Source organism: Pseudomonas sp. 10B238, from assembly GCF_000970615.1.
GTDB lineage: Bacteria > Pseudomonadota > Gammaproteobacteria > Pseudomonadales > Pseudomonadaceae > Stutzerimonas.
This window is the reverse complement of record NZ_KQ033939.1, coordinates 38573-58511: the sequence shown is the minus strand read 5'-3', so window position 1 is coordinate 58511 and position 19939 is coordinate 38573. Positions and strand designations below refer to the sequence as shown.

The 19939-nt window shown below is 59.3% G+C and carries 17 protein-coding genes and 1 pseudogene; 15 read left to right on the top strand and 3 right to left on the bottom strand.

Translation table 11 applies throughout. From position 1 onward, the window contains the following. The first annotated feature begins 1 nt into the window (after position 1). The 4 genes from ileS (at position 2) to ispH (ending at position 5051) form a co-directional block, all read left to right on the top strand. Positions 2–2833 carry an isoleucine--tRNA ligase gene (ileS, locus tag RT21_RS18460; protein WP_046163882.1) on the top strand — a complete coding sequence of 944 codons (2832 nt, stop codon included), beginning with the start codon at positions 2–4 and terminating at the stop codon, positions 2831–2833. A 189-nt stretch (positions 2834–3022) separates the two neighbouring features. Continuing rightward, positions 3023–3526, top strand: a complete 504-nt coding sequence (gene lspA, locus RT21_RS18455) for a signal peptidase II (protein ID WP_046163964.1) — start codon at positions 3023–3025, stop codon at positions 3524–3526. Then, positions 3519–3956: an FKBP-type peptidyl-prolyl cis-trans isomerase gene (fkpB, locus tag RT21_RS18450; protein WP_045430300.1), complete on the top strand. Its 438-nt coding sequence runs from the start codon at positions 3519–3521 to the stop codon at positions 3954–3956. Before lspA ends, fkpB begins: the two co-directional genes overlap by 8 nt. Positions 3957–4106: 150 nt before the next feature. Further along, entirely contained in the window at positions 4107–5051 is a 945-nt protein-coding gene (gene ispH / locus RT21_RS18445; protein WP_046163881.1) for a 4-hydroxy-3-methylbut-2-enyl diphosphate reductase, read from the top strand. 18 nt (positions 5052–5069) lie between these two features. Here the strand turns inward: ispH and RT21_RS18440 are convergent, their stop codons facing one another. Further along, a complete protein-coding gene (locus RT21_RS18440; RefSeq protein ID WP_046163880.1) occupies positions 5070–5573 on the bottom strand; it encodes a GspH/FimT family pseudopilin in 504 nt (167 codons plus the stop codon). 137 nt (positions 5574–5710) lie between these two features. On the opposite strand from RT21_RS18440, the gene RT21_RS18435 reads away from it, so the two are divergent. The 10 genes and pseudogenes from RT21_RS18435 (at position 5711) to speA (ending at position 17654) form a co-directional block, all read left to right on the top strand. Beyond that, entirely contained in the window at positions 5711–6280 is a 570-nt protein-coding gene (locus RT21_RS18435) for a GspH/FimT family pseudopilin (protein WP_082082183.1), read from the top strand. Next, a complete protein-coding gene (gene pilV, locus RT21_RS18430) occupies positions 6270–6707 on the top strand; it encodes a type IV pilus modification protein PilV (RefSeq protein WP_046163878.1) in 438 nt (145 codons plus the stop codon). Before RT21_RS18435 ends, pilV begins: the two co-directional genes overlap by 11 nt. Further along, positions 6704–6787: pseudogene (locus RT21_RS24475) on the top strand (prepilin-type N-terminal cleavage/methylation domain-containing protein); the annotation flags it as partial. The gene pilV and the pseudogene RT21_RS24475, both read left to right, overlap by 4 nt. Before the next feature lie 57 nt (positions 6788–6844). Then, a complete protein-coding gene (locus tag RT21_RS18425) occupies positions 6845–7747 on the top strand; it encodes a PilW family protein (protein ID WP_177327106.1) in 903 nt (300 codons plus the stop codon). Between the two features lie 17 nt (positions 7748–7764). Further along, positions 7765–8256 (top strand): pilus assembly PilX family protein, encoded by a 492-nt coding sequence (locus RT21_RS18420; RefSeq protein WP_052724767.1) that lies wholly within the window; start codon positions 7765–7767, stop codon positions 8254–8256. Positions 8257–8277: 21 nt separating this feature from the next. Then, on the top strand, positions 8278–13263 hold the full coding sequence (locus RT21_RS18415) for a PilC/PilY family type IV pilus protein (protein WP_046163875.1): 4986 nt from the start codon (positions 8278–8280) through the stop codon (positions 13261–13263). After that, entirely contained in the window at positions 13260–13712 is a 453-nt protein-coding gene (locus tag RT21_RS18410; RefSeq protein ID WP_046163874.1) for a type IV pilin protein, read from the top strand. The genes RT21_RS18415 and RT21_RS18410 overlap by 4 nt, the downstream gene beginning before the upstream one ends. A gap of 54 nt (positions 13713–13766) precedes the next feature. Beyond that, on the top strand, positions 13767–14855 hold the full coding sequence (gene thiO, locus RT21_RS18405) for a glycine oxidase ThiO (protein ID WP_046163873.1): 1089 nt from the start codon (positions 13767–13769) through the stop codon (positions 14853–14855). 393 nt (positions 14856–15248) lie between these two features. Next, on the top strand, positions 15249–15620 hold the full coding sequence (locus tag RT21_RS18400) for a translation initiation factor Sui1 (protein ID WP_046163963.1): 372 nt from the start codon (positions 15249–15251) through the stop codon (positions 15618–15620). A gap of 120 nt (positions 15621–15740) precedes the next feature. Further along, positions 15741–17654 carry an arginine decarboxylase gene (gene speA / locus RT21_RS18395; RefSeq protein ID WP_045430274.1) on the top strand — a complete coding sequence of 638 codons (1914 nt, stop codon included), beginning with the start codon at positions 15741–15743 and terminating at the stop codon, positions 17652–17654. Between the two features lie 234 nt (positions 17655–17888). Here speA and RT21_RS18390 read toward each other — a convergent pair whose 3' ends face one another. Both RT21_RS18390 and RT21_RS18385 read right to left on the bottom strand, forming a co-directional pair. Further along, positions 17889–18230, bottom strand: coding sequence for a zinc ribbon domain-containing protein YjdM (locus RT21_RS18390; protein WP_046163872.1), 342 nt, complete (start codon positions 18228–18230; stop codon positions 17889–17891). A gap of 157 nt (positions 18231–18387) precedes the next feature. Beyond that, on the bottom strand, positions 18388–18870 hold the full coding sequence (locus tag RT21_RS18385; protein ID WP_045430271.1) for an acyl-CoA thioesterase: 483 nt from the start codon (positions 18868–18870) through the stop codon (positions 18388–18390). Between the two features lie 356 nt (positions 18871–19226). Between RT21_RS18385 and RT21_RS18380 the strand changes: the two genes are divergently transcribed. Beyond that, complete coding sequence (locus tag RT21_RS18380) at positions 19227–19907, top strand: c-type cytochrome (protein WP_046163871.1); 681 nt, start codon at positions 19227–19229, stop codon at positions 19905–19907. Positions 19908–19939 lie beyond the last annotated feature (32 nt).

Sequence of the window (19939 nt, the reverse complement as noted above, 5' to 3'; positions counted from 1 at the left end):
AATGACCGATTACAAAGCGACCCTCAATCTGCCGTCCACGGCGTTTCCGATGAAGGCCGGTCTGCCACAGCGCGAGCCGGAGACCCTGCAGCGCTGGAACAGCATCGACCTGTACGGGAAGCTGCGGCAGATTGGCGAGGGTCGCCCGAAGTTCGTCCTGCATGATGGCCCTCCGTATGCAAACGGCAGCATTCACATCGGCCACGCGGTAAACAAGGTCATCAAGGACTTCATTGTTCGCTCCAAGACCCTGGCCGGTTTCGACGCGCCCTACGTGCCGGGATGGGACTGTCATGGTTTGCCCATCGAGCACAAGGTTGAGATCACCTACGGCAAGAACCAGCCGGCCGACCTGACGCGCGAGCGCTGCCGTGCCTACGCGGCCGAGCAGATCGAAGGGCAGAAGGCTGACTTCATCCGCCTCGGCGTACTGGGCGAGTGGGACAATCCCTACCGCACCATGGACTTTGCGAACGAAGCCGGGGAAATCCGCGCGCTGGCGAAAATGGTCGAAGGTGGATTCGTCTTCAAGGGCCTGAAGCCGGTGAACTGGTGCTTTGATTGCGGTTCGGCGCTGGCCGAGGCGGAAGTCGAATACCAGGACAAGAAGTCCGATGCCATCGACGTAGCCTTCCAGGTGGAGGACGCGGATAAGCTGGCGGCTGCGTTTGGTGTCGGAGCACTGGCCAAACCGACCAGCATCGTGATCTGGACCACCACGCCTTGGACCATCCCGGCGAACCAGGCGCTCAACGTACATCCCGACTTCGTCTATGCCTTGGTCGATACCGGCGACAAGCTGCTCGTTCTCGCCGAAGAGTTGGTTGAGTCCTGTCTGCAGCGCTATGACCTGCAGGGTCAGGTCATCGCACGCTGCCAGGGCAGCGAACTGGAGCTCATCCGCTTCCGCCACCCATTCTATGAGCGCTTCGCGCCGGTCTATCTGGCCGATTACGTAGAAACCGGTGCAGGAACCGGTATCGTCCATTCGGCACCTGCTTACGGTGAAGACGACTTCCGCTCCTGCAAGCATTACGGCATGGAGAATGATGACATTCTCAGCCCCGTTCAGAGCCACGGCGTATACGTATCGGACCTGCCATTCTTTGGCGGGCAGTTCATCTGGAAGGCCAACCCGGCCATCGTCGAGAAGCTGGAAGAAGTCGGCGCGCTGCTCAAGCACGAGTCGATCCAGCACAGCTATATGCATTGCTGGCGGCACAAGACGCCGCTGATCTACCGTGCGACGGCGCAGTGGTTCGTTGGCATGGATAAAGTGGCGCATGACGGCAGCTCGCTGCGTCGTCGCGCGTTGGATGCCATTGAGCAGACTGAGTTTGTTCCGGCCTGGGGCCAGGCGCGGTTGCACGGCATGATCGCCGGCCGTCCGGACTGGTGTATCTCCCGTCAACGGACATGGGGCGTGCCGATCCCGTTCTTCCTGCACAAGGAAAGCGGCGAGCTGCATCCGCGAACCGTGGAGCTGATGGAAGCCGTCGCGCAACGCGTCGAGCAGGGAGGCATCGAGGCTTGGTCGAAGCTGGATGCCGCCGAGCTGCTGGGCGACGAAGCAGCGCAGTACGAGAAGATCAGCGACACCCTGGACGTCTGGTTCGATTCCGGCACTACCCATTGGCATGTGATGCGCGGTTCGCATCCTATGGGCCACGAGAGCGGCCCTCGCGCGGATCTGTATCTGGAAGGCTCCGACCAGCACCGTGGATGGTTCCACTCCTCGTTGCTAACCGGCTCGGCTATCGACGGGCACGCACCGTACAAAGGGTTGCTGACGCATGGTTTCGTGGTCGACGAGAACGGCCGCAAGATGTCCAAGTCGCTGGGTAACGTCGTTGCGCCTCAAGAAGTCACTGACAGTCTGGGCGCAGACATCCTCCGTCTCTGGGTGGCCTCGACCGATTACTCCGGTGAAATGGCTGTCTCCAAGGTGATCCTGCAGCGCAGCGCAGACTCCTATCGCCGTATCCGTAACACTGCGCGCTTCCTGCTCTCCAACCTTGACGGTTTCGATCCGGCGCAGCATCAGGTTCCGGCCGACCAACTGATCGCCCTCGACCGCTGGGCTATCGATCGTGCCTTGCTGCTGCAGCGGGAAATCGAAGAGGCCTATGGCACCTACAAGTTCTGGAACGTCTACCAGAAAGTGCATAACTTCTGCGTACAGGAGCTGGGCGGCTTCTACCTCGACATCATCAAGGATCGTCAGTACACCACCGGTGCCGACAGCCTGCCGCGCCGCTCCTGCCAGACCGCGCTTTACCACATTGCAGAAGCACTGGTGCGCTGGATCGCGCCGATTCTGTCGTTTACGGCTGATGAAATCTGGCAGTATTTGCCGGGCGAGCGCAACGAATCGGTGATGCTCAACACCTGGTACGAGGGGCTCGCTGAGCTGCCTGCCAGCGTCGAACTGGGTCGCGAGTTCTGGGAAAAGGTCATGGCCGTCAAAGCGGCGGTGAACAAGGAGCTGGAAGCCCAGCGGGCCGCGAAGACCATCGGTGGCAATCTACAGGCCGAGGTCACCTTGTACGCCGAAGACGCGCTGGTTTCCGACCTGGCGAAACTGGGCGGTGAACTGCGCTTCGTCCTCATCACCTCTGCAGTGAACGTGGCGCCTCTAGCCGACGCACCGGCCGAAGCCGTGCAAAGCGAACTACCGGGGCTGAAGCTGCAGATCAGCAAGACTGGCCATGCCAAGTGTGGTCGCTGCTGGCATCACCTGCCCGACGTCGGTACCCACCCGGCGCATCCGGAGATCTGCGGTCGCTGCGTTGAGAACATCGAAGGCGCAGGCGAGGTTCGCCACTATGCGTGACCGCGCACCCGTCTGCACGGGCCAGCTTGCTGAGGATCGCGGCTTGATGATTGTCGTAGGATGGGCTGGGCTGCACTTGCGCGAGGCGCGCCCTCGCAACGAATGCTCTGTAACAGGACAGCGGCAGAGCTACTTTAGCCCCGTAGGGTGGGCTTCAGCCCACCGGCATCTTTCTTCGAGGGCAGCAGCATGACCGCCCGCTTTGGCAAGCTCGCCTGGCTCGGGCTAAGCGTGCTGGTGATTGCACTGGATCAAGCTACCAAGCACTACTTCGAGGCCAACTTCAGCCTGTATCAGAAGGTCGAAGTGATCCCTGACTATTTCGCTTGGACGCTGGCCTACAACACGGGCGCTGCTTTCAGCTTTCTCGCCGATCATTCCGGCTGGCAGCGTTGGCTATTCGCATTGATCGCCATCGGCGTCAGCGCCGTGCTGGTGGTCTGGATGAAGCGTTTGAAAACCGGCGAGACCTGGCTTGCCGTAGCCTTGGCGCTGGTCCTGGGGGGCGCCGTAGGCAATCTTTACGATCGAGTCGTACTTGGACATGTCGTCGATTTCATCTTGGTGCATTGGCAGAACCGCTGGTACTTCCCGGCATTCAATATCGCCGACAGCGCTATCACCATTGGCGCTGTGATGCTGGCGCTGGATATGTTCCGTAGCAGTAAAACGGGAGAAACGGTAAATGACTGAACAGCGCATCGGGCCGGACATGCAGGTGACCCTACATTTCGCGCTCAGTATGGAAAACGGCGAGCAGGTCGACACGACCTTCGATAAACAGCCGGCTACCTTTAAAGTGGGCGACGGTAACCTGCTTCCCGGTTTTGAACAGCAGTTGTTCGGGCTCAAGGCGGGTGACAAGCGCACCTTTCAGATTGCCCCGGAACAGGGCTTCGGCCAGCACAACCCGCAGAACGTGCAAACCATGCCGCGCAATCAGTTCGAAGGCATGGAGCTGTCCGAAGGGCTATTGGTGATTTTCAACGATGCAGCCAAGACGGAGCTGCCGGGGATCGTCAAAGCTTTCGATGATCGTCAGGTAACCGTGGACTTCAACCATCCGCTGGCCGGCAAATCGCTGACATTCGACGTGGAAATATTCGAGGTTAAGCCGGTCTGAGTATCGGCTGGCTAATCAAGCTGCTCTGCAGACCAAAGTCCTTGGTTAGGCGTGTTAACCACCGCCCGCGTGCTGGTACCGGTTTCGCTTCTTGCTCCTGACCAAGCAGTACACTCCACAACTCACCCGCCCCGAGCGTCGAGAACCCACATGCAAATCAAACTCGCCAATCCGCGTGGCTTTTGTGCCGGTGTCGACCGCGCCATTGAAATCGTTAACCGTGCGCTTGAGGTGTTCGGGCCGCCGATCTACGTGCGCCACGAAGTCGTGCATAACAAGTTTGTGGTGGAGGACCTGCGCGAGCGTGGCGCTATCTTCGTCGATGAGCTGGACCAGGTGCCGGACGGCTTCATCGTCATCTTCAGCGCTCATGGCGTGTCCCAGGCCGTGCGGATGGAAGGCGAACGGCGCGGCCTCAAGATATTTGACGCTACTTGCCCATTGGTGACCAAGGTCCATTTGGAAGTGACCAAGTACAGCCGGGAAGGGCGCGAATGCATCCTTATCGGCCATGCAGGCCACCCGGAAGTAGAAGGCACCATGGGGCAGTACGATACGGCCAATGGCGGCTCGATCTATCTGGTGGAAGACGAAAAGGATGTTGCTGAATTGCAAGTACGCAACCCGGAAGCCCTGGCGTTCGTCACCCAAACAACTCTGTCGATGGACGACACCAGCCGTGTAATCGACGCTTTGCGCACACGCTTCCCGAGTATCGGTGGCCCGCGTAAAGATGACATCTGCTACGCCACCCAGAATCGTCAGGATGCGGTCAAGCAGCTCGCGGCTGAGTGCGACTTGGTATTGGTCGTGGGCAGCCCGAACAGTTCGAACTCCAATCGTTTGCGCGAGCTGGCGGAGCGGATGAGCACGCCGGCTTATCTCATCGACGGCGCGGAAGATCTCAGGCGCGAATGGTTTGAGAACGTCGATCGGATCGGTATCACCGCCGGCGCTTCAGCGCCAGAAGTGCTGGTGCTTGGCGTGATCGAGCGGCTCCGCGAGTGGGGCGCTACGGGCATGGATGAGCTGGATGGCCGGCCGGAGAACGTGACGTTCTCGATGCCTAAAGAGTTGCGGTTAAAGGCAGTGTGACCGAGCTGGCGCTTTTTCTTAGCGGCAGTTCGTCAGCTCCTGCCGCAGCCGGCCGCCGCTGCTTAGCACCAGCTTTATGCCCTGCGAGTTTCCAGTCGCGTGACAAAGCGTCAGGGTTCCAGCTTGAAAGGCGCCGCTATATAGTCGGGCGGTGCCGTCGGGCATATAGCGGATGTAGTTGCTAACTGGCGTATTTCCACTAAGGGTAATGTCCCCCTCCGGCCCGGCCTGCTGGCGGATGACAATGTCCGAGGTGTCAAGCGTACCGTTGCCATCAAGGTCGACCATCGCGGTCCAGCCATTGGACCAGTCACCGTTGCGTTGTAACAGCGTTACTGCGCGGTTGCGATAGACCGCTTCCTGCCGGGTCATCTTTATTGCGCTCACTAATTTCATCCGGGCCGCATCAAGAGCCTGTTTATGCAGCATCTGGTCGAAGCTCGGCACAGCCAGGCCGAGGACAACGGAAATAATGACGAGCGCCACCATGCACTCAATAAGCGTGTACCCCTGTTGTTTCATATGGCTTTCTGCCGTGTGATTTTGTTCTCAATTATTCATGTCGCCGGCCCGCTAAGCTGCCAACCATCGCCCCGAGAGGCCATCTCGTCTCCTTGCGAGTGTCATGCTGATCGGCGGCGGTTAGGCTTAAGCCGTCGATGAAGGATATCGGAATGAAGTTCTTGAGAGGATTTACGCTGCTCGAATTGATGATCGCGATCGCAATTTTAGGAATTGCGTTAGGCATTGCTGTTCCGGGTTTCACTGATCTGCTGCGATCCTACCGGGCCCAGAGCCAGAGTTCCGAAATCACCCGAACGGTGGCGCTTGCCCGTAGCGAGGCCATCAAGCGCGGCGGCAACGTTTATGTAACCGCGTTGACTGACGGTGATAACTGGGAGGCTGGTTGGCGTGTCTGGCACGACGCCGACAGTAATGGCATTTATGCGGCAGCCGAGCTGATTCGCGCGTTCGGCCCGCTGGCTGGAAATGGCGTTTCCCTTGAGGGCAAAAGCTACACAACTGTCGGCGGTGTCGTCACGCCGGGCAGCGCCTCCGAACAGTTTCGCTTTACCGCGCAAGGATTGCAGCAGGGCGTACCGCCAGGACAGGGCCTCCTGTTTGCGTTCAGCATGGGCGACAACTTTTGCCCGCTCGCAAGGGATATGCAGATCAACCATATAGGGCGCGTGTCCACCGCTCGCAAGGATTGTGACGATGACGACTAGTAAGGGATTGCATCGGCGAGCTGCTGGCTTCAGCCTGATCGAAGTGCTTGTCTCGATGCTGGTGCTGGGCATCGGTATTCTGGGCATGGCTGCGCTGCAGCTCAATTCGATGAAGTTCAATCAGACGGCGGCAGTTCGCACCCAGGCGACATTTTTAGCCTACGACATGTCGGACCGCCTGCGTGCCAACCGAGCGGACGCCCGGGGTGGCTCCTACGACACGGACCTCGATGACGCCGCTCCGGCGGGCGCGAACATCACTGCAACTGATCTGCGGCAGTGGAAAGCCGCGCTGGGTACCCAGCTTCCGGCCGGGTCCGGGTCCATCGAGCGCAGCGGCAACGTGATCTCGATTACGGTGCAGTGGAGCGAAGGACGCATCGGCGAAAGCGAAACCCAGCAGTTCGTATTCGAGACGCAGCTATGAGTGGACCTACCTTTCACCGTTCGCGAGGCATTGGCCTGATAGAGCTGCTGATTGCCCTTGCGCTGGGCCTGATCATCAGCGCCGCCGTAATGCAGGTATTCCTCACTAGTCGCACAACGTATCGGATGCAGGAGGCGATGGCCCGCGTACAGGAGAACGGCCGATTCGCTGTGGGCTACATGGCGAACGATATCCGTATGGCTGGGTATATGGGATGCGGCAATCTGGGCAGCATCACCGTGAATGACATTATCGACCCGGCCGATGTGCCGGCTGGGTTCGACTTCGACATTAGCCAGGAGGCCGTAATTGAAGGGCACGATGCGGTTGCCGCCGTCAATGGCTGGGGCGCCAAGGTTGGAACCGATGTGATTGAGATCCGGCGTGCGGCCAGTACCGGCGTGACGCTGACCGGCAACATGAGTGCCGACAACGCGCAAATTCACGTGACCAACAATGCGCCCGGTTTCGATGCCGGCGATGCGCTGTTTATCACCGACTGCACGACTGCCGATCTTTTTCGAGCCACTACTGTTTCAAATGGCGGCGGTTCGACAATCAATATCGCACATGCAAACAACATAAACATAGATAACCGGCTGAGTAAGCCGTACGGTGAAGAGGCGGAGGTGCTGGCATTCGAATACAGCGTCTTCTTCGTTCGCAATACAGGCCGTACGACGCCAAATGGCACCGCCATTCCGTCTCTTTACGTAGAGACGATGCGTGCAGGGAGCGGAGCGACTACCGAAGTGCAGGAGCTCATCGAGGGGGTCGAGGATATGCAGCTCGAATACGGTGTCGACACCTCCGGCAATCGGGCTGCCAACGAATACAGGCCCGCCGATGAAGTCGCCGACTGGTCGCGCGTGGTCAGCATCCGGATGAATCTGCTGATGCGCAGCACCGAGGAGAACGTTGCTCCCGCGTCTGGCGAGGCAAGCCAGATTCTCACCTATAACGGCAGCGCGGTTGCCGCGGATGGATTCCTCAGGCAGGTGTTCAGCTCCGTGGTCACCGTGCGCAACCGGGTTCCCTAGTCATGGTCGGATCAATCATGCGTGTATCGAAATCTCAGCGTGGTTCGGCCCTGCTGGTCAGCCTCGTGTTTCTTCTGTTGCTAACCATGATCGGCATCAGTTCGATCCAAGATTCGATCCTTCAGGAGCGGATGGCGGGTAACAACCGCGACCGCGAAGTCGCCTTCCAGGCGGCGGAGGCCGGGCTGCGGACGGCCGAGCGTTACCTGCAGGGTGCCGTGGTCGGGCCCTTCGAGACCAATGCCAGTGGTTTGTTTACGGCCGGTAGTGTCTCCGTGCCGGATTGGGCCATGAGCGGCAGCACCAACTGGCTCGCTTTGCCGGCCGACACCCTTGCCGGTGTCGACAGCCAGCCCCAGTACATCATCGAGGAAGTCACCCAGACAGGTATGTTCGGCCTGGGCGCGGATGAACCGGAGGAGTCCATCTCTTCCTATCGAGTGACCAGCCGTGGCTACGGGGCCAGCCCCGACGCTCGCGTCGTGTTGCAATCAACCTACCGTAGATAACGGCTTGGCAGGGAGCGAAAAATGCCGGTAACCAGCAAAAGTAAAGTTCGTGTTGGCGTGTTCATAGCTGCGCTCACAGTCGTTAGCGGTTCGGTACAAGCCGCGATCGATATCGCCCAGACACCACTTTTTATCAATGCAGCGGTGCCGCCACTGAACATGCTGGTGATGGGGCGTGACCACACGCTGTATTACGAGGCCTATAACGACGCTTCGGACCTTGACGGTGATGGTTTGCTCGATACCCGGTTTAAGCCGGACGACATTGACTACTACGGCTATTTCGACTCGGCCAAGTGTTACCAATACGTCGAAGGCGATACCCGTTTCGAGCCGGTTGGCGCCACGAGCAACAGCCGGTTCGATGGCAGTTGCAGCGGTAATTGGAGTGGTAACTTCCTCAATTACGCGACCATGTCCCGCATCGATGCGCTCCGTAAGGTGCTTTATGGCGGCAAGCGCGTCGTTGATACTCACACGGGCGCTGGTGCAGGCGTGACCGTGCTCGAACGCAGCGCGATTCCGCAAGACGGGCATAGTTGGGGAAAGGAGTACACCAGCGTCGCGGTCGATGGGTATGACATCTCGAATTACACGCCGCTGGCCGTCCCTCAGGCTGGTACGCGTCATCTTTTCGCTAACGTGACCATCGGGGCTTCACCTGCAACCAGCGGCAATGACCCCCTGTTGCGCGTGCTGCGCAACTCACGATTCCGAATCTGGGAGTGGGTTTCCATCGAAGCCCCGGTGGCCGGTGATCGTTGCGAGCATGGTAGTAGCGGGCCGACCTGTGTGTATGGCGCCGGGGTAGATACCAACCATCCAAGTTCCAGCCTTGAATTTGCGGATCTGATCAAACGGATGGAGGGCAATGTACTCATTGACGGTGTTGCCCGGACCCGTATCAACAAGACAGCAAACGGAGCGGGAGCGCTTGCCGACAGCGGGACTACCGCAGGAAATGCTGACAATTATGTGTCCGTGTTAAAGGGTACTATCAAGGTACCAATCAGCGGACTCTACCAGTTCGCCGTCAACGGTGACGATGCAGTCGAGGTGCTGATTGATGGCCAGTTGGTCGTTGGTTGGTATGGTGGCCACGGTACGGGCAACTTTGCCGATCATGCTGGCTCCATCACGCTGACGGCCGGTGCTCACAATATCGAGTATCGCCATGAGGAGGTTGGCGGTGGCGATAGCTATAGCCTTGGTTGGTGGAACGGAGCGGCCTGGGAGGTGGTGCCGGCATCTTGGTTCGAAGACCTCAAGCTCTGGGCCTATGGCCGTAGCGTACCGGCTTCCACCCGAGACGATCCGGACTATGTTATACGGGTTCAGGTCTGCGCGACCGGCCTGCTGGAAGACAACTGCCAAAGCTACACACGTGTTGATGACGGCATAAGCCACGTCACCCACAAGCCGGAAGGCCTCTTACAGGAGTTCGGCTCAGCCGCTGACGAAACCTCGGTGGCTCGGATGAAATTCGGCCTGCTTACCGGAAGTTATCGCAACAACCTTAGAGGTGGCGTACTGCGGCGCACGGTCGGTGACATCAGCGACGAGCTTGACCCTGAAACGGGTGTGTTTGACGATCGCGTCGTTGGCGTCATTGAAACCATTAATCGCTTGGGGTTCATGGGCTACAACGGATCCCAGCATGGCTCCAACGGCAACAGCGGCGGGTGTGGCCTGATCACCAACCGGGCTATCAGCAACAATGAATGCAACATGTGGGGCAATCCGGTCGCCGAAATGATGTACGAAACCCTGCGCTATTTTGCTGGGGCGAGTTCGGCGACATCGGCTTTTTCGAGCAATGTCAGCTCCAACAGTTACGAAACCGGGCTCGAGCTGCCGTTGGCGACCTGGGACAACCCCTATGTCGGCCAGGGCGCGTATAGCTGCGCTGCGCCGGTCCAGACGATAATCAGCGACATTAATCCCTCCTATGACACCGATGACCTGCCCGGCACGGCGTTCGGTGATGGCCTGACAGCGTCTCCTTCACGCCTGTCGTCACTCAATGTGGCGAACGAGGGGCAAACGATCTGGAACGGTGAGTTTGGCTCGGGTTTCAGCCGCCAGCATTTCATTGGCCAGTCGGCTGCGGTCAGCGACGGCGCTCCAACGGCAAAAACCGTGACTTCGTTCGGCAATATTCGAGGCCTCGCTCCGGCCGAACCGACCAAGATGGGCGGCTACTACTCAGCCGGCCTGGCTTATTACGGTTTGCGCAACGACCTCAGCGCTGCCACAGGCGACCAGAAGTTGAGCAGTTATGTTGTGGCACTTGCCTCCCCCCTTCCGCAGTTCCGTATTCCTGTAGGCGACCACTTCATCACGCTGGTACCTTTCGGCAAGTCCGTTGGCAGTGGGTCGACGCCATACAGTGCGTATTACCCGACCAATACCATTGTTGATTTCTATGTCGAGGACATCGCCGAGGATGGACGCAGCGGTACCTTCCGCATCAACTTCGAGGACGTCGAACAGGGCAACGACCACGATATGGATGCGATCGTGCGCTATGAGTACGAAGTGATCGGTGACAGCCAGTTACGGCTGGAGCTGACCTCCGAGTACGCGGCCGGTAGCGTGGTGCAGCATATGGGGTACGTCATTTCAGGTACGACCGCGGATGGGGTCTATCTCGAAGTTCGGGACGAGGACACTCCCGCTGCCAACGACGTCAGCGCTGCCTATACGCTGGATACACCTCCGAGCCGTGCAACGCCATCGGATCCGCGGGGTGCGGACGAGCTGCCTTTGCAGGCGACTCGCACTTTCACAGTCAATACCTCGAGTGGCGCCAGCACGGCCTCGCTCCTCAAGGGCCCGCTGTGGTACGCGGCCAAGTGGGGTGGTTTCAAGGACCGTAACGGCAACGGCATTCCGGACCTGCGCGAGGAGTGGACGAGTGCCGCCGCCGGTGAGTCCGATCCCGATCCAGACAACTATTACCTGGTTACCAACGCGCTAGGCTTGCGTGATCAACTGACCAGCGCCTTCAACAATATCCTCATCCAGACATCTTCGGCTTCGGCGGTTGCGACCAACTCTACGCGATTGGATACCGGAACCCAGATTTTCCAGGCGCGCTTCAATAGCGAGTTCTGGTCCGGTGAGCTGCGTGCGCTCAACGTCAACGCCAATGGGTCTATTGGCTCGACCGCCTGGGAAGCCTCCGAGCTGATTCCGGCCGAAAACGACCGGACGATCGCGACCTGGGACCACGCCGCCGAAGAGGCTGTAGAGTTCGAGTGGGGCGAGCTTAGCGAGACTTATCAGACCGCGGTGGGTAGTGAGGCATTGATCAACTATCTGCGTGGCGACACCGCGGGAGAGGAGCGCAACGGCGGCAGCTTCCGTGACCGTCCTTCCGGCCTGCTGGGTGACATCGTCAACTCAGACCCGGTATTCGTTGGCAATCAAGACTACGGTTTCAGCCGCCTGCCAATCGGTGAGCCGGAGCGGCCGGCGGCCGACAGTAACCCCTATCGCACCTTCAAATCTGGCATCAGTCGCAAGGCGATGGTCTATGCAGGCGCCAACGACGGCATGTTGCATGGATTCTGCGCAGGAGGCTGCGGCAGCGCGAGCCCGGGGCAGGAAATTCTTGCTTATATACCTGGCGCCCTTGCCAACGGGCTCAGCCAGTTAGCCAATCCCGCCTACCAGCATCGCTACTATGTGGATGGTTCGGCACGGGTGGTGGATGCCTACCTTGGCACCGGAAGCGCTGCCGGCTGGGCCACCGTGCTGTTGGGCAGCCTGGGAGCTGGCGGGCGTTCGGTGTTCGCCCTGGATGTAACCGATCCTGATAGTTTCGGGCCGAACAAGGTCTTGTGGGAGTTTCCGAATGCCGATACTCCGGAAGCGGACAGTGTAGAGGTTGGGCAGGGCATCACCCAGCCGACCATCGCTCGTCTCGCCGCTAATGACAAATGGGTCGCCATCTTCGGCAATGGCTATAACAGCCAGAGTGGCCAGGCTGCTCTGTTCATCGTCGACCTTAATTCCGGTGAGCTGCTCAAACGAATCCCCATCGGCGTAGCCGGGGACAACGGCTTGTCGGTGGTGTTTCCGGCCGACCTGAATGCCGATGGAATTACGGATTACGTTTACGCGGGTGACATGAAGGGGAACGTCTGGCGATTCGACCTCAACGGATCAACTCAGGCCTCGTGGGCGGCTGGGCTGTCCGGCAAACCGATCTTTACAACTCAGGCCAGTCAGCCGATCACCACCCGACTCGTCGCCGGCAATCACCCCAGCGGTGGTGTGATGCTCTATTTCGGCACGGGCCGCTACCTGGGCGACACCGACCGGATCGTCGGGGACGAACCGCCGGTCCAGTCGTTCTACGGTGTGTGGGACCACGATGTGCACACCTCGGTCAACATGAACAGAAAGACCCAGCTCGTGGCACTTAGCGATTTGCAGCAGCAGACGATTGTCTACGAGTCCTCGTCGGCCACCACCCGCTCTGGTTCAGCTGCTCATTTTGCGGTGCGTGTCATGTCTGACTCCACGTTTGAATACGGCACTAATGGCGGCAGCCGCAAGCAAGGTTGGTATTTGAATCTGGTGTACCCCACCGGGACCACGGGAGACGGCGAGCGGGTCACGTCTGCCGCAACATTGCGCGGTGGCAAAATCATCTTCGCCACCAGTGTTCCCTCCGGCGACGCGTGCGCCTATGGAGGAAACAGTTGGCTGATGGAGGTCGACGCAATGTCCGGTGGTCGCCTCGAAGGCTCGGTGTTCGATGTGAACAACGACGGCGTGATAAATGACGACGATTTCGCCGAGTGGGGTGATGATGGCGAAAATCAAGGCAGCGTCGGCGGCAAGGGCTTTGAGGAGCTGATCCGCAACCCAGGGATTATTTCGGGTGGCGAAGTCGAGTACAAATACACCTCCGGCTCCAGCGGCAACATTGGCGTGACGTTGGAAGATGCAGGCACGGCCGCCACTGGTCGACAATCTTGGAGACAGTTGCAATGACAGGAGCACGTCACCGCGCTACTAGGCAATTCGGGTTTACCCTCATCGAACTTATGATTGTGATTGCCATCATGGGTATCCTCGCTGCGATTGCCTTGCCGGCATATCAGGAATATTTGCGTAAAGGAAAGCGCGCAGAGGTCAAGGCCACGCTCCTTGAAGCAGCGCAAGCGCTTGAGCGGCACTACTCGCTAAACAGCACGTATCTGAACGCAGATGATTCTGGGCTGGCTGCAGTATTCCCTACCCAATCCCCGCAAAGCGGAAGCGCAAATTACACCATAGCTGCGGAAGGAACTCCGACTCGCTCAACCTACGTTTTGAGGGCTACCCGTGCTGGAAGCATGGCTGGAGACCTCTGCGGCGATTTTCAGATTGACCACGCCAACAACCAGACGCTCAATCAGACAGGTATTCAGAACCCGATGTCGCTGGAAGCGTGCTGGTGACCTTAACTGAAGTGTTTTATAACCTCGCCATTTGAAATAGGTGAGTAACGGTTTATGAATGTCTTGGTCATCGGAGCTGGAGCGATAGGGCTCCAGTCTGCTTTTTTGCTAGCACAGGCTGGTTGTAAGGTCATGGTAATTGATCAATCCGCGGCCGGCCAGGAAGCCTCCTGGGCAGGCGGAGGTATCGTTTCTCCTCTTTATCCTTGGCGTTACGGCCCGGCGATAACGGCGCTAGCACACTGGTCACAGGACTACTACCCCAAGCTCGGTGAGACGCTGTTACAGCAGAGCGGGGTCGATCCGGAGGTTCACGAGACGGGTCTCTACTGGTTGGACTTGAAAGACGAGGATCAGGCCCTAGCCTGGGCACACCGCCATGGTCGGCCGCTGCACCCGGTAGACATGGAGCAGGTACACACCGCTGTGCCCTCGCTTGGCGAAGGTTTCTCCAGCGCGGTTTACATGCCAGGCGTCGCCAATGTCCGTAATCCTCGTTTATTGCAGGCGCTGCGTGCAGCTTTGGCGAAGCTGCCCAATGTCACGATCATCGAACATTGCCCTGTAAGCGGTTTCATTAATGACGGAGCGCGAGTCGTCGGCGTGCAAACGGCGCAGGGTGAGATGCGTGCCGAGCAGGTTGTCGTTGCGGCGGGCGCCTGGAGTGGGCGGCTGCTTGCAACGCTGGGGCTCGAGCTGCCGGTCAAGCCCATGAAGGGCCAGATGATCTTGTTCAAGTGCGCCGAAAATTTCCTGCCGAGCATGGTGCTGGCCAAGCGGCGTTATGCGATTCCGCGGCGTGACGGTCACATTCTCGTGGGCAGTACTTTGGAGGATGTCGGTTTCGACAAGACGCCAACCGAAGATGCCCTGGAAAGCCTCCGAGAGACGGCCATTGAGCTGCTTCCTGGGCTGGCTGATGCAACAGTGGTCAAGCATTGGGCGGGTCTGCGTCCTGCTTCGCCTGAGGGCATTCCTTATATAGGGCCGGTGCCAGGCCACGAGGGGCTTTGGCTCAACTGCGGACATTTCCGAAACGGCCTGGTATTGGCGCCTGCTTCATGCCAGCTATTGACGGATCTGATGCTGGATCGATCGCCTTGCATTGATCCTGAGCCGTACGCTCCTGCTGGTCGACTCTGATTCTGATACTGCCAAGGACCTCGAGCGCACGGTGTATCGATGACCAACGCGGCGCTGGTTTTGGGTTTGATTGTCGGGCGCGTCGTTTCGTTGAACCGTCATGTCCGGCACCAATACCCTTGGGCTGAGGCGCGTCGGCATTCGCCGCGGATCGGACCGTACACAACGTCTGCCGTTACGCATGCGTAACCGATGGTCAAAAGGCAGAGCGGCGGGTCTTTCAGCAGCTTGAACGCAGCATTTCATCACTCAGTGCGGTGCTGTCGTGCTATTCGGCGGCGTTTGCAGCAAAGCGCTGCGCAGCCCTTCGAGTGCGCGGGTTTTGCTGTTAAATTGGACGGCTTTATGGCGCTGAGCCTTGTCGCGCCGATTTCTGTCTTCAAGAGGTTGTGTGTGGCCAAGAAAACCACGTCCCTTTCAGGCCTTGGCGGTCTGGTCTTTTCCACCGACACGGGGCGCCACTGCCCAGATTGCAGCCAACCGCTGGACGCCTGCATCTGCAAGCAACTGCTGATTCCCGCGGGTGATGGCATCGCTCGTGTTCGCCGGGAAAGCAAAGGGCGGGGCGGCAAGACGGTAACGACCATATCCGGCGTTCCCCTCGCTGAAGCTGAACTCAAGGAACTGGCCAGTGCGCTAAAGCGCCGCTGCGGTACCGGCGGCGCGCTCAAAGAAGGCGTGATCGAGATCCAGGGCGACCATGTTCAATTGCTTATCGACGAACTGATCAAGCGCGGATTCAAGGCTAAGAAGTCGGGCGGTTGACCGCTCGACCTGATCAATCCGGCGCGTGCGCTTATTTCCGGGCACGCCGGCTGTCCAAGCTCGGACAGCCCTGTTGTCGCACCAGCTCGACAGACTCATCCCATTTCGCAGGAGGCCTAGATGCCTGTAAGACGCACACGTAAAGATGACGGCAGCCAATGGACCGCAGCGGATAGCCGTAGCGTCTACGGTATTCGCCACTGGGGTGCAGGATATTTTTCGATCAGTGACGACGGTCATGTCGAGGTGCGCCCGCAGGGTCCCAATGGTGCGGCGGTTGAATTCACCGGGCTGATTGAGCAGCTACGCGACGCTGGGTTGACCCTGCCGCTGCTGGTGCGCTTCCCGGACATTCTTCAGGACCGAGTGCGTCATTTGACCGGTGCCTTCGATGCCAATATCGAGCGCCTGGAATACCAGAGCAAGTACACCGCGCTGTACCCGATCAAGGTCAACCAGCAAGAGGCGGTGATCGAGAACATCATCGCCACGCAGAATGTTTCGATCGGCCTCGAAGCGGGCTCTAAACCGGAACTGATGGCCGTGCTGGCGCTGGCGCCGAAGGGTGGCACCATCGTCTGCAACGGCTACAAGGACCGCGAATTCATCCGCCTGGCGTTGATGGGGCAGAAGCTTGGCCACAACGTCTTCATCGTCATCGAGAAGATGTCGGAAGTGGGCATGGTCATCGAGGAAGCGGCCGAGCTGAAGGTGATCCCGCAGGTTGGCTTGCGCGTGCGGCTTTCGTCGCTGGCTTCGAGCAAGTGGGCTGACACGGGGGGTGAGAAGTCCAAGTTCGGCCTGTCCGCCGCGCAGTTGCTCACCGTCATCGAGCGTTTCCGCGCGGCGGGCGTCGAGCAGGGCGTGCGGCTGCTGCACTTCCACATGGGCTCGCAGATTGCCAACCTGGCGGACTATCGTGACGGCTTCCGCGAAGCCATCCGTTATTACGCCGAGCTGCGCGCGCTCGGGTTGCCGGTCGATCATATCGATGTGGGTGGCGGCCTCGGTGTCGACTACGACGGCACGCACTCGCGCAATGCCAGTTCGATCAACTACGACATCGATGAATACGCCGGCACCGTGGTCGGGATGCTCAAGGAGTTCTGCGATCGGCAGGAACTGCCGCACCCGCACATCTTCTCCGAAAGCGGCCGGGCCATGACCGCGCATCACGCCGTGCTGGTGATGCAGGTGACGGACTTCGAGCGCCACAACGACGAAGCGCCGACCATCGAGAACTACGACGAGCTGCCAGAGATCGTCCAGGCGCTGGCCGATCTGCTCGGTCCAACCGATCCTGAAATGGTTACCGAGACCTATTGGCGCGCCACTCACTACATGAGCGAGGCCGCGGCGCAATACGCGTCCGGCAAGCTTAGCCTGGCGCAAAAGGCGCTGGCCGAGCAGAGCTACTTCGCCATCTGTCGCCGACTGTACAACCAGCTCAAGGCGCGCCAGCGTTCACACCGCGCGGTGCTCGATGAGCTCAACGACAAATTGGCCGACAAGTACATCTGCAACTTCTCGGTATTCCAGAGCTTGCCGGACACCTGGGCGATCGACCAGATCCTGCCGATCGTGCCGCTGCAGCGTCTGAGCGAGGAACCGGTGCGCCGCGCGGTGCTGCAGGACCTGACCTGCGACTCTGACGGCAAGATCAAGCATTACGTGGATGAGCAGAGCATCGAGAACAGCATGCCGGTGCATGAGATCCAGGCAGGAGAGGAATACTTCCTCGGGGTGTTCCTGGTAGGGGCCTACCAGGAAATTCTCGGCGACATGCACAACCTGTTCGGCGATACCGATTCGGTCAACGTCTATCAGCGCGAGGATGGCACCTTCTACCACGCCGGCATCGAGACCCATGACACCATCGAAGACATGTTGCGCTACGTGCACCTGTCGCCCGAAGAGCTGATGACCTACTACCGCGACAAGGTCTCCAGTGCGCGGCTCAGCGCCAAGGAACGCACCCAGTACATCGATGCGTTGCGGCTGGGGCTGACGCGTTCTTCCTACCTGACGCCCTGATTCAGTATCTATGCTGGCATCGGGAGCAATCGAGCACCGATCGCCAGCAAGCTAGCTTCTATCGGACCGTTGGGTGGATGTCGCCTTTTACATCCACCGTGGCTCCGCTCGGTGGATCGATGAAGCGCGATCCACCCTACGGACTGCATTCGCCGCGGGGCGCCTCCCACCGGAGCGCGCGGTGTGGTTTTTTTGCTTATGTGGGAGGGCCGCCCCGGCGCGAAGCTTTTCGCTTCAAACCTTTCTGACGAACTCCGACTTCAGCTTCATCGCACCGATGCCGTCGATCTTGCAGTCGATGTCGTGGTCGCCGTCAACTAGGCGGATGTTCTTGACCTTGGTGCCCACCTTGACCACCAGCGAAGAGCCCTTGACCTTGAGGTCCTTGATCACGGTGATGGTGTCGCCGTCCTGCAGCGTGTTGCCCACCGAATCCTTGATCAGCTTTTCGTCTTCACCAGAGGACTCTGCAGCATTCGCCGACCACTCGTGGGCGCACTCCGGGCAGACCAGCATCTGGCCGTCTTCATAGGTGTATTCGGAGTTGCATTGGGGGCAGGCTGGCAAAGCGCTCACGGCGGATCCTCATTGGCGGTGCGAAAAGCCGCGGATTGTATAGGGTTTTATTGGCTCGCGGGCGGGTGCGCCAGGATGGGGAGGCTTGCGAACCTAACGAGAATCGCTGGCCGCTCCGCCTGATCGAATGAAGGCGGAGATTGGCAGCCAGCTGGGCTCAGTAATCGTCTTTGAGCGCGCGGTAGCGCTCTTCCAGCTCCCGGCGAATCTGTCTGCGCTGCTGGGCCTGGGCGAAACGACGCTTCTGGTCGGGTGTTTTTGGCTCCAGCGAAGGCACTGTGGCGGGGCGGCCATCTTCACCAACCGCCACCATCGTGAAGAAACAACTATTGGTATGACGAACCGTTTTTTGTCGGATGTCTTCGGTGATTACTTTGATACCGATTTCCATTGAAGTGTTGCCGACGTAGTTGACCGAGGCGAGAAAGGTCACCAGCTCGCCAACATGCACCGGTTGGCGGAAATTCACCTGATCGACCGACAGGGTCACCACGTATTGGCCGGCATAGCGGCTGGCGCAGGCGTAGGCCACTTCGTCCAGATATTTCAACAGCGTGCCGCCATGTACGTTGCCCGAAAAGTTGGCCTTGTCCGGGGTCATCAATACGGTCATGGTCAGTTCGGCATGTCCATCAAGCATGTTGCGCGGCTCGTGCTGGCAAAAAGGGCTGCTACTTTAGTCGAATACGAGACGGCTGTGGCCCAGAAATCTGCGCCGTCAGCCGTTTTTTTTTGGGGTGGTCAATGTGGCAATAGCGCGCAGGCCGGTGTTGCCTGATCGCCCTTTGATGAACCGGGTCCAGCATGGTCGCTCGCGCCCGCCCGTTGCGGCGCGGATCGTGAAGCACTCAGATGTTGCGAACAGCTGCTCGGAGCCGGAATTCCAGTGCGGTGGTGTGCGGCTTTATTGACCTGCGCCAGTATCGCGACTGTTTTTCTCCCTATAGTCCGGAGGCTGCCATACACGCCACATCACCCCTCAGCGCCGGACTTGCCATGCGTTTATTCAGCCTTCTTCTGCTCAGTTGCCTTGTTCCTTTCGCCCATGCCAGCGAAGAGGCGATGGAGCGCTTTCAGCATGTAATGGGCGATGCGTCCCGGCGCCAGCAGGCGTATGCGGCCGGCCAAGAACGCGCGCTCTTCTGCGGTTACTGCCATGGCGAAAACGGCAACAGCAAGCGCCCGCATATTCCCAATCTGGCTTCGCAGAATCCGATCTATCTGTTCCATTCCTTCGAAAAGTTCGCCAAGGGCGAGCGCGTCGATTTTGTGATGTCGAAACTGGCGAAAAGCTTGTCGCTCGAGGATCGCGTCAACATAGCCGTCTACTTCAGTCAGCAGAAGGTCGAGCCTACTGCCGCTGCCTCGGATGCGGCGCTGGTCCAGCGTGGTGGAGCATTGTTTCAGCGCACCTGTACCGCCTGTCACGGCAGCCATGCGCAGGGCAAGGAGACCATGCCGCGATTGGCCGGTCAGCCTGATGAATACATCCGCAAGGCCCTCGGCCGTTTCCGCAGCAATGACCCGAGCCGAGCCGGTTCAGTGATGATCGGCATCGCTGGCCAGCTGTCCGAGGCGGACATAGAGGCGCTGGCCGCCTATCTGACGCAGCTGCAGCTGAGTGAACAGCAAGAGCAGCAGGCCGCCGCGCAACTGCTCGGATCAAATACGCGCTGAGCTCATCCGCAACGCCACGATTGATACACCCG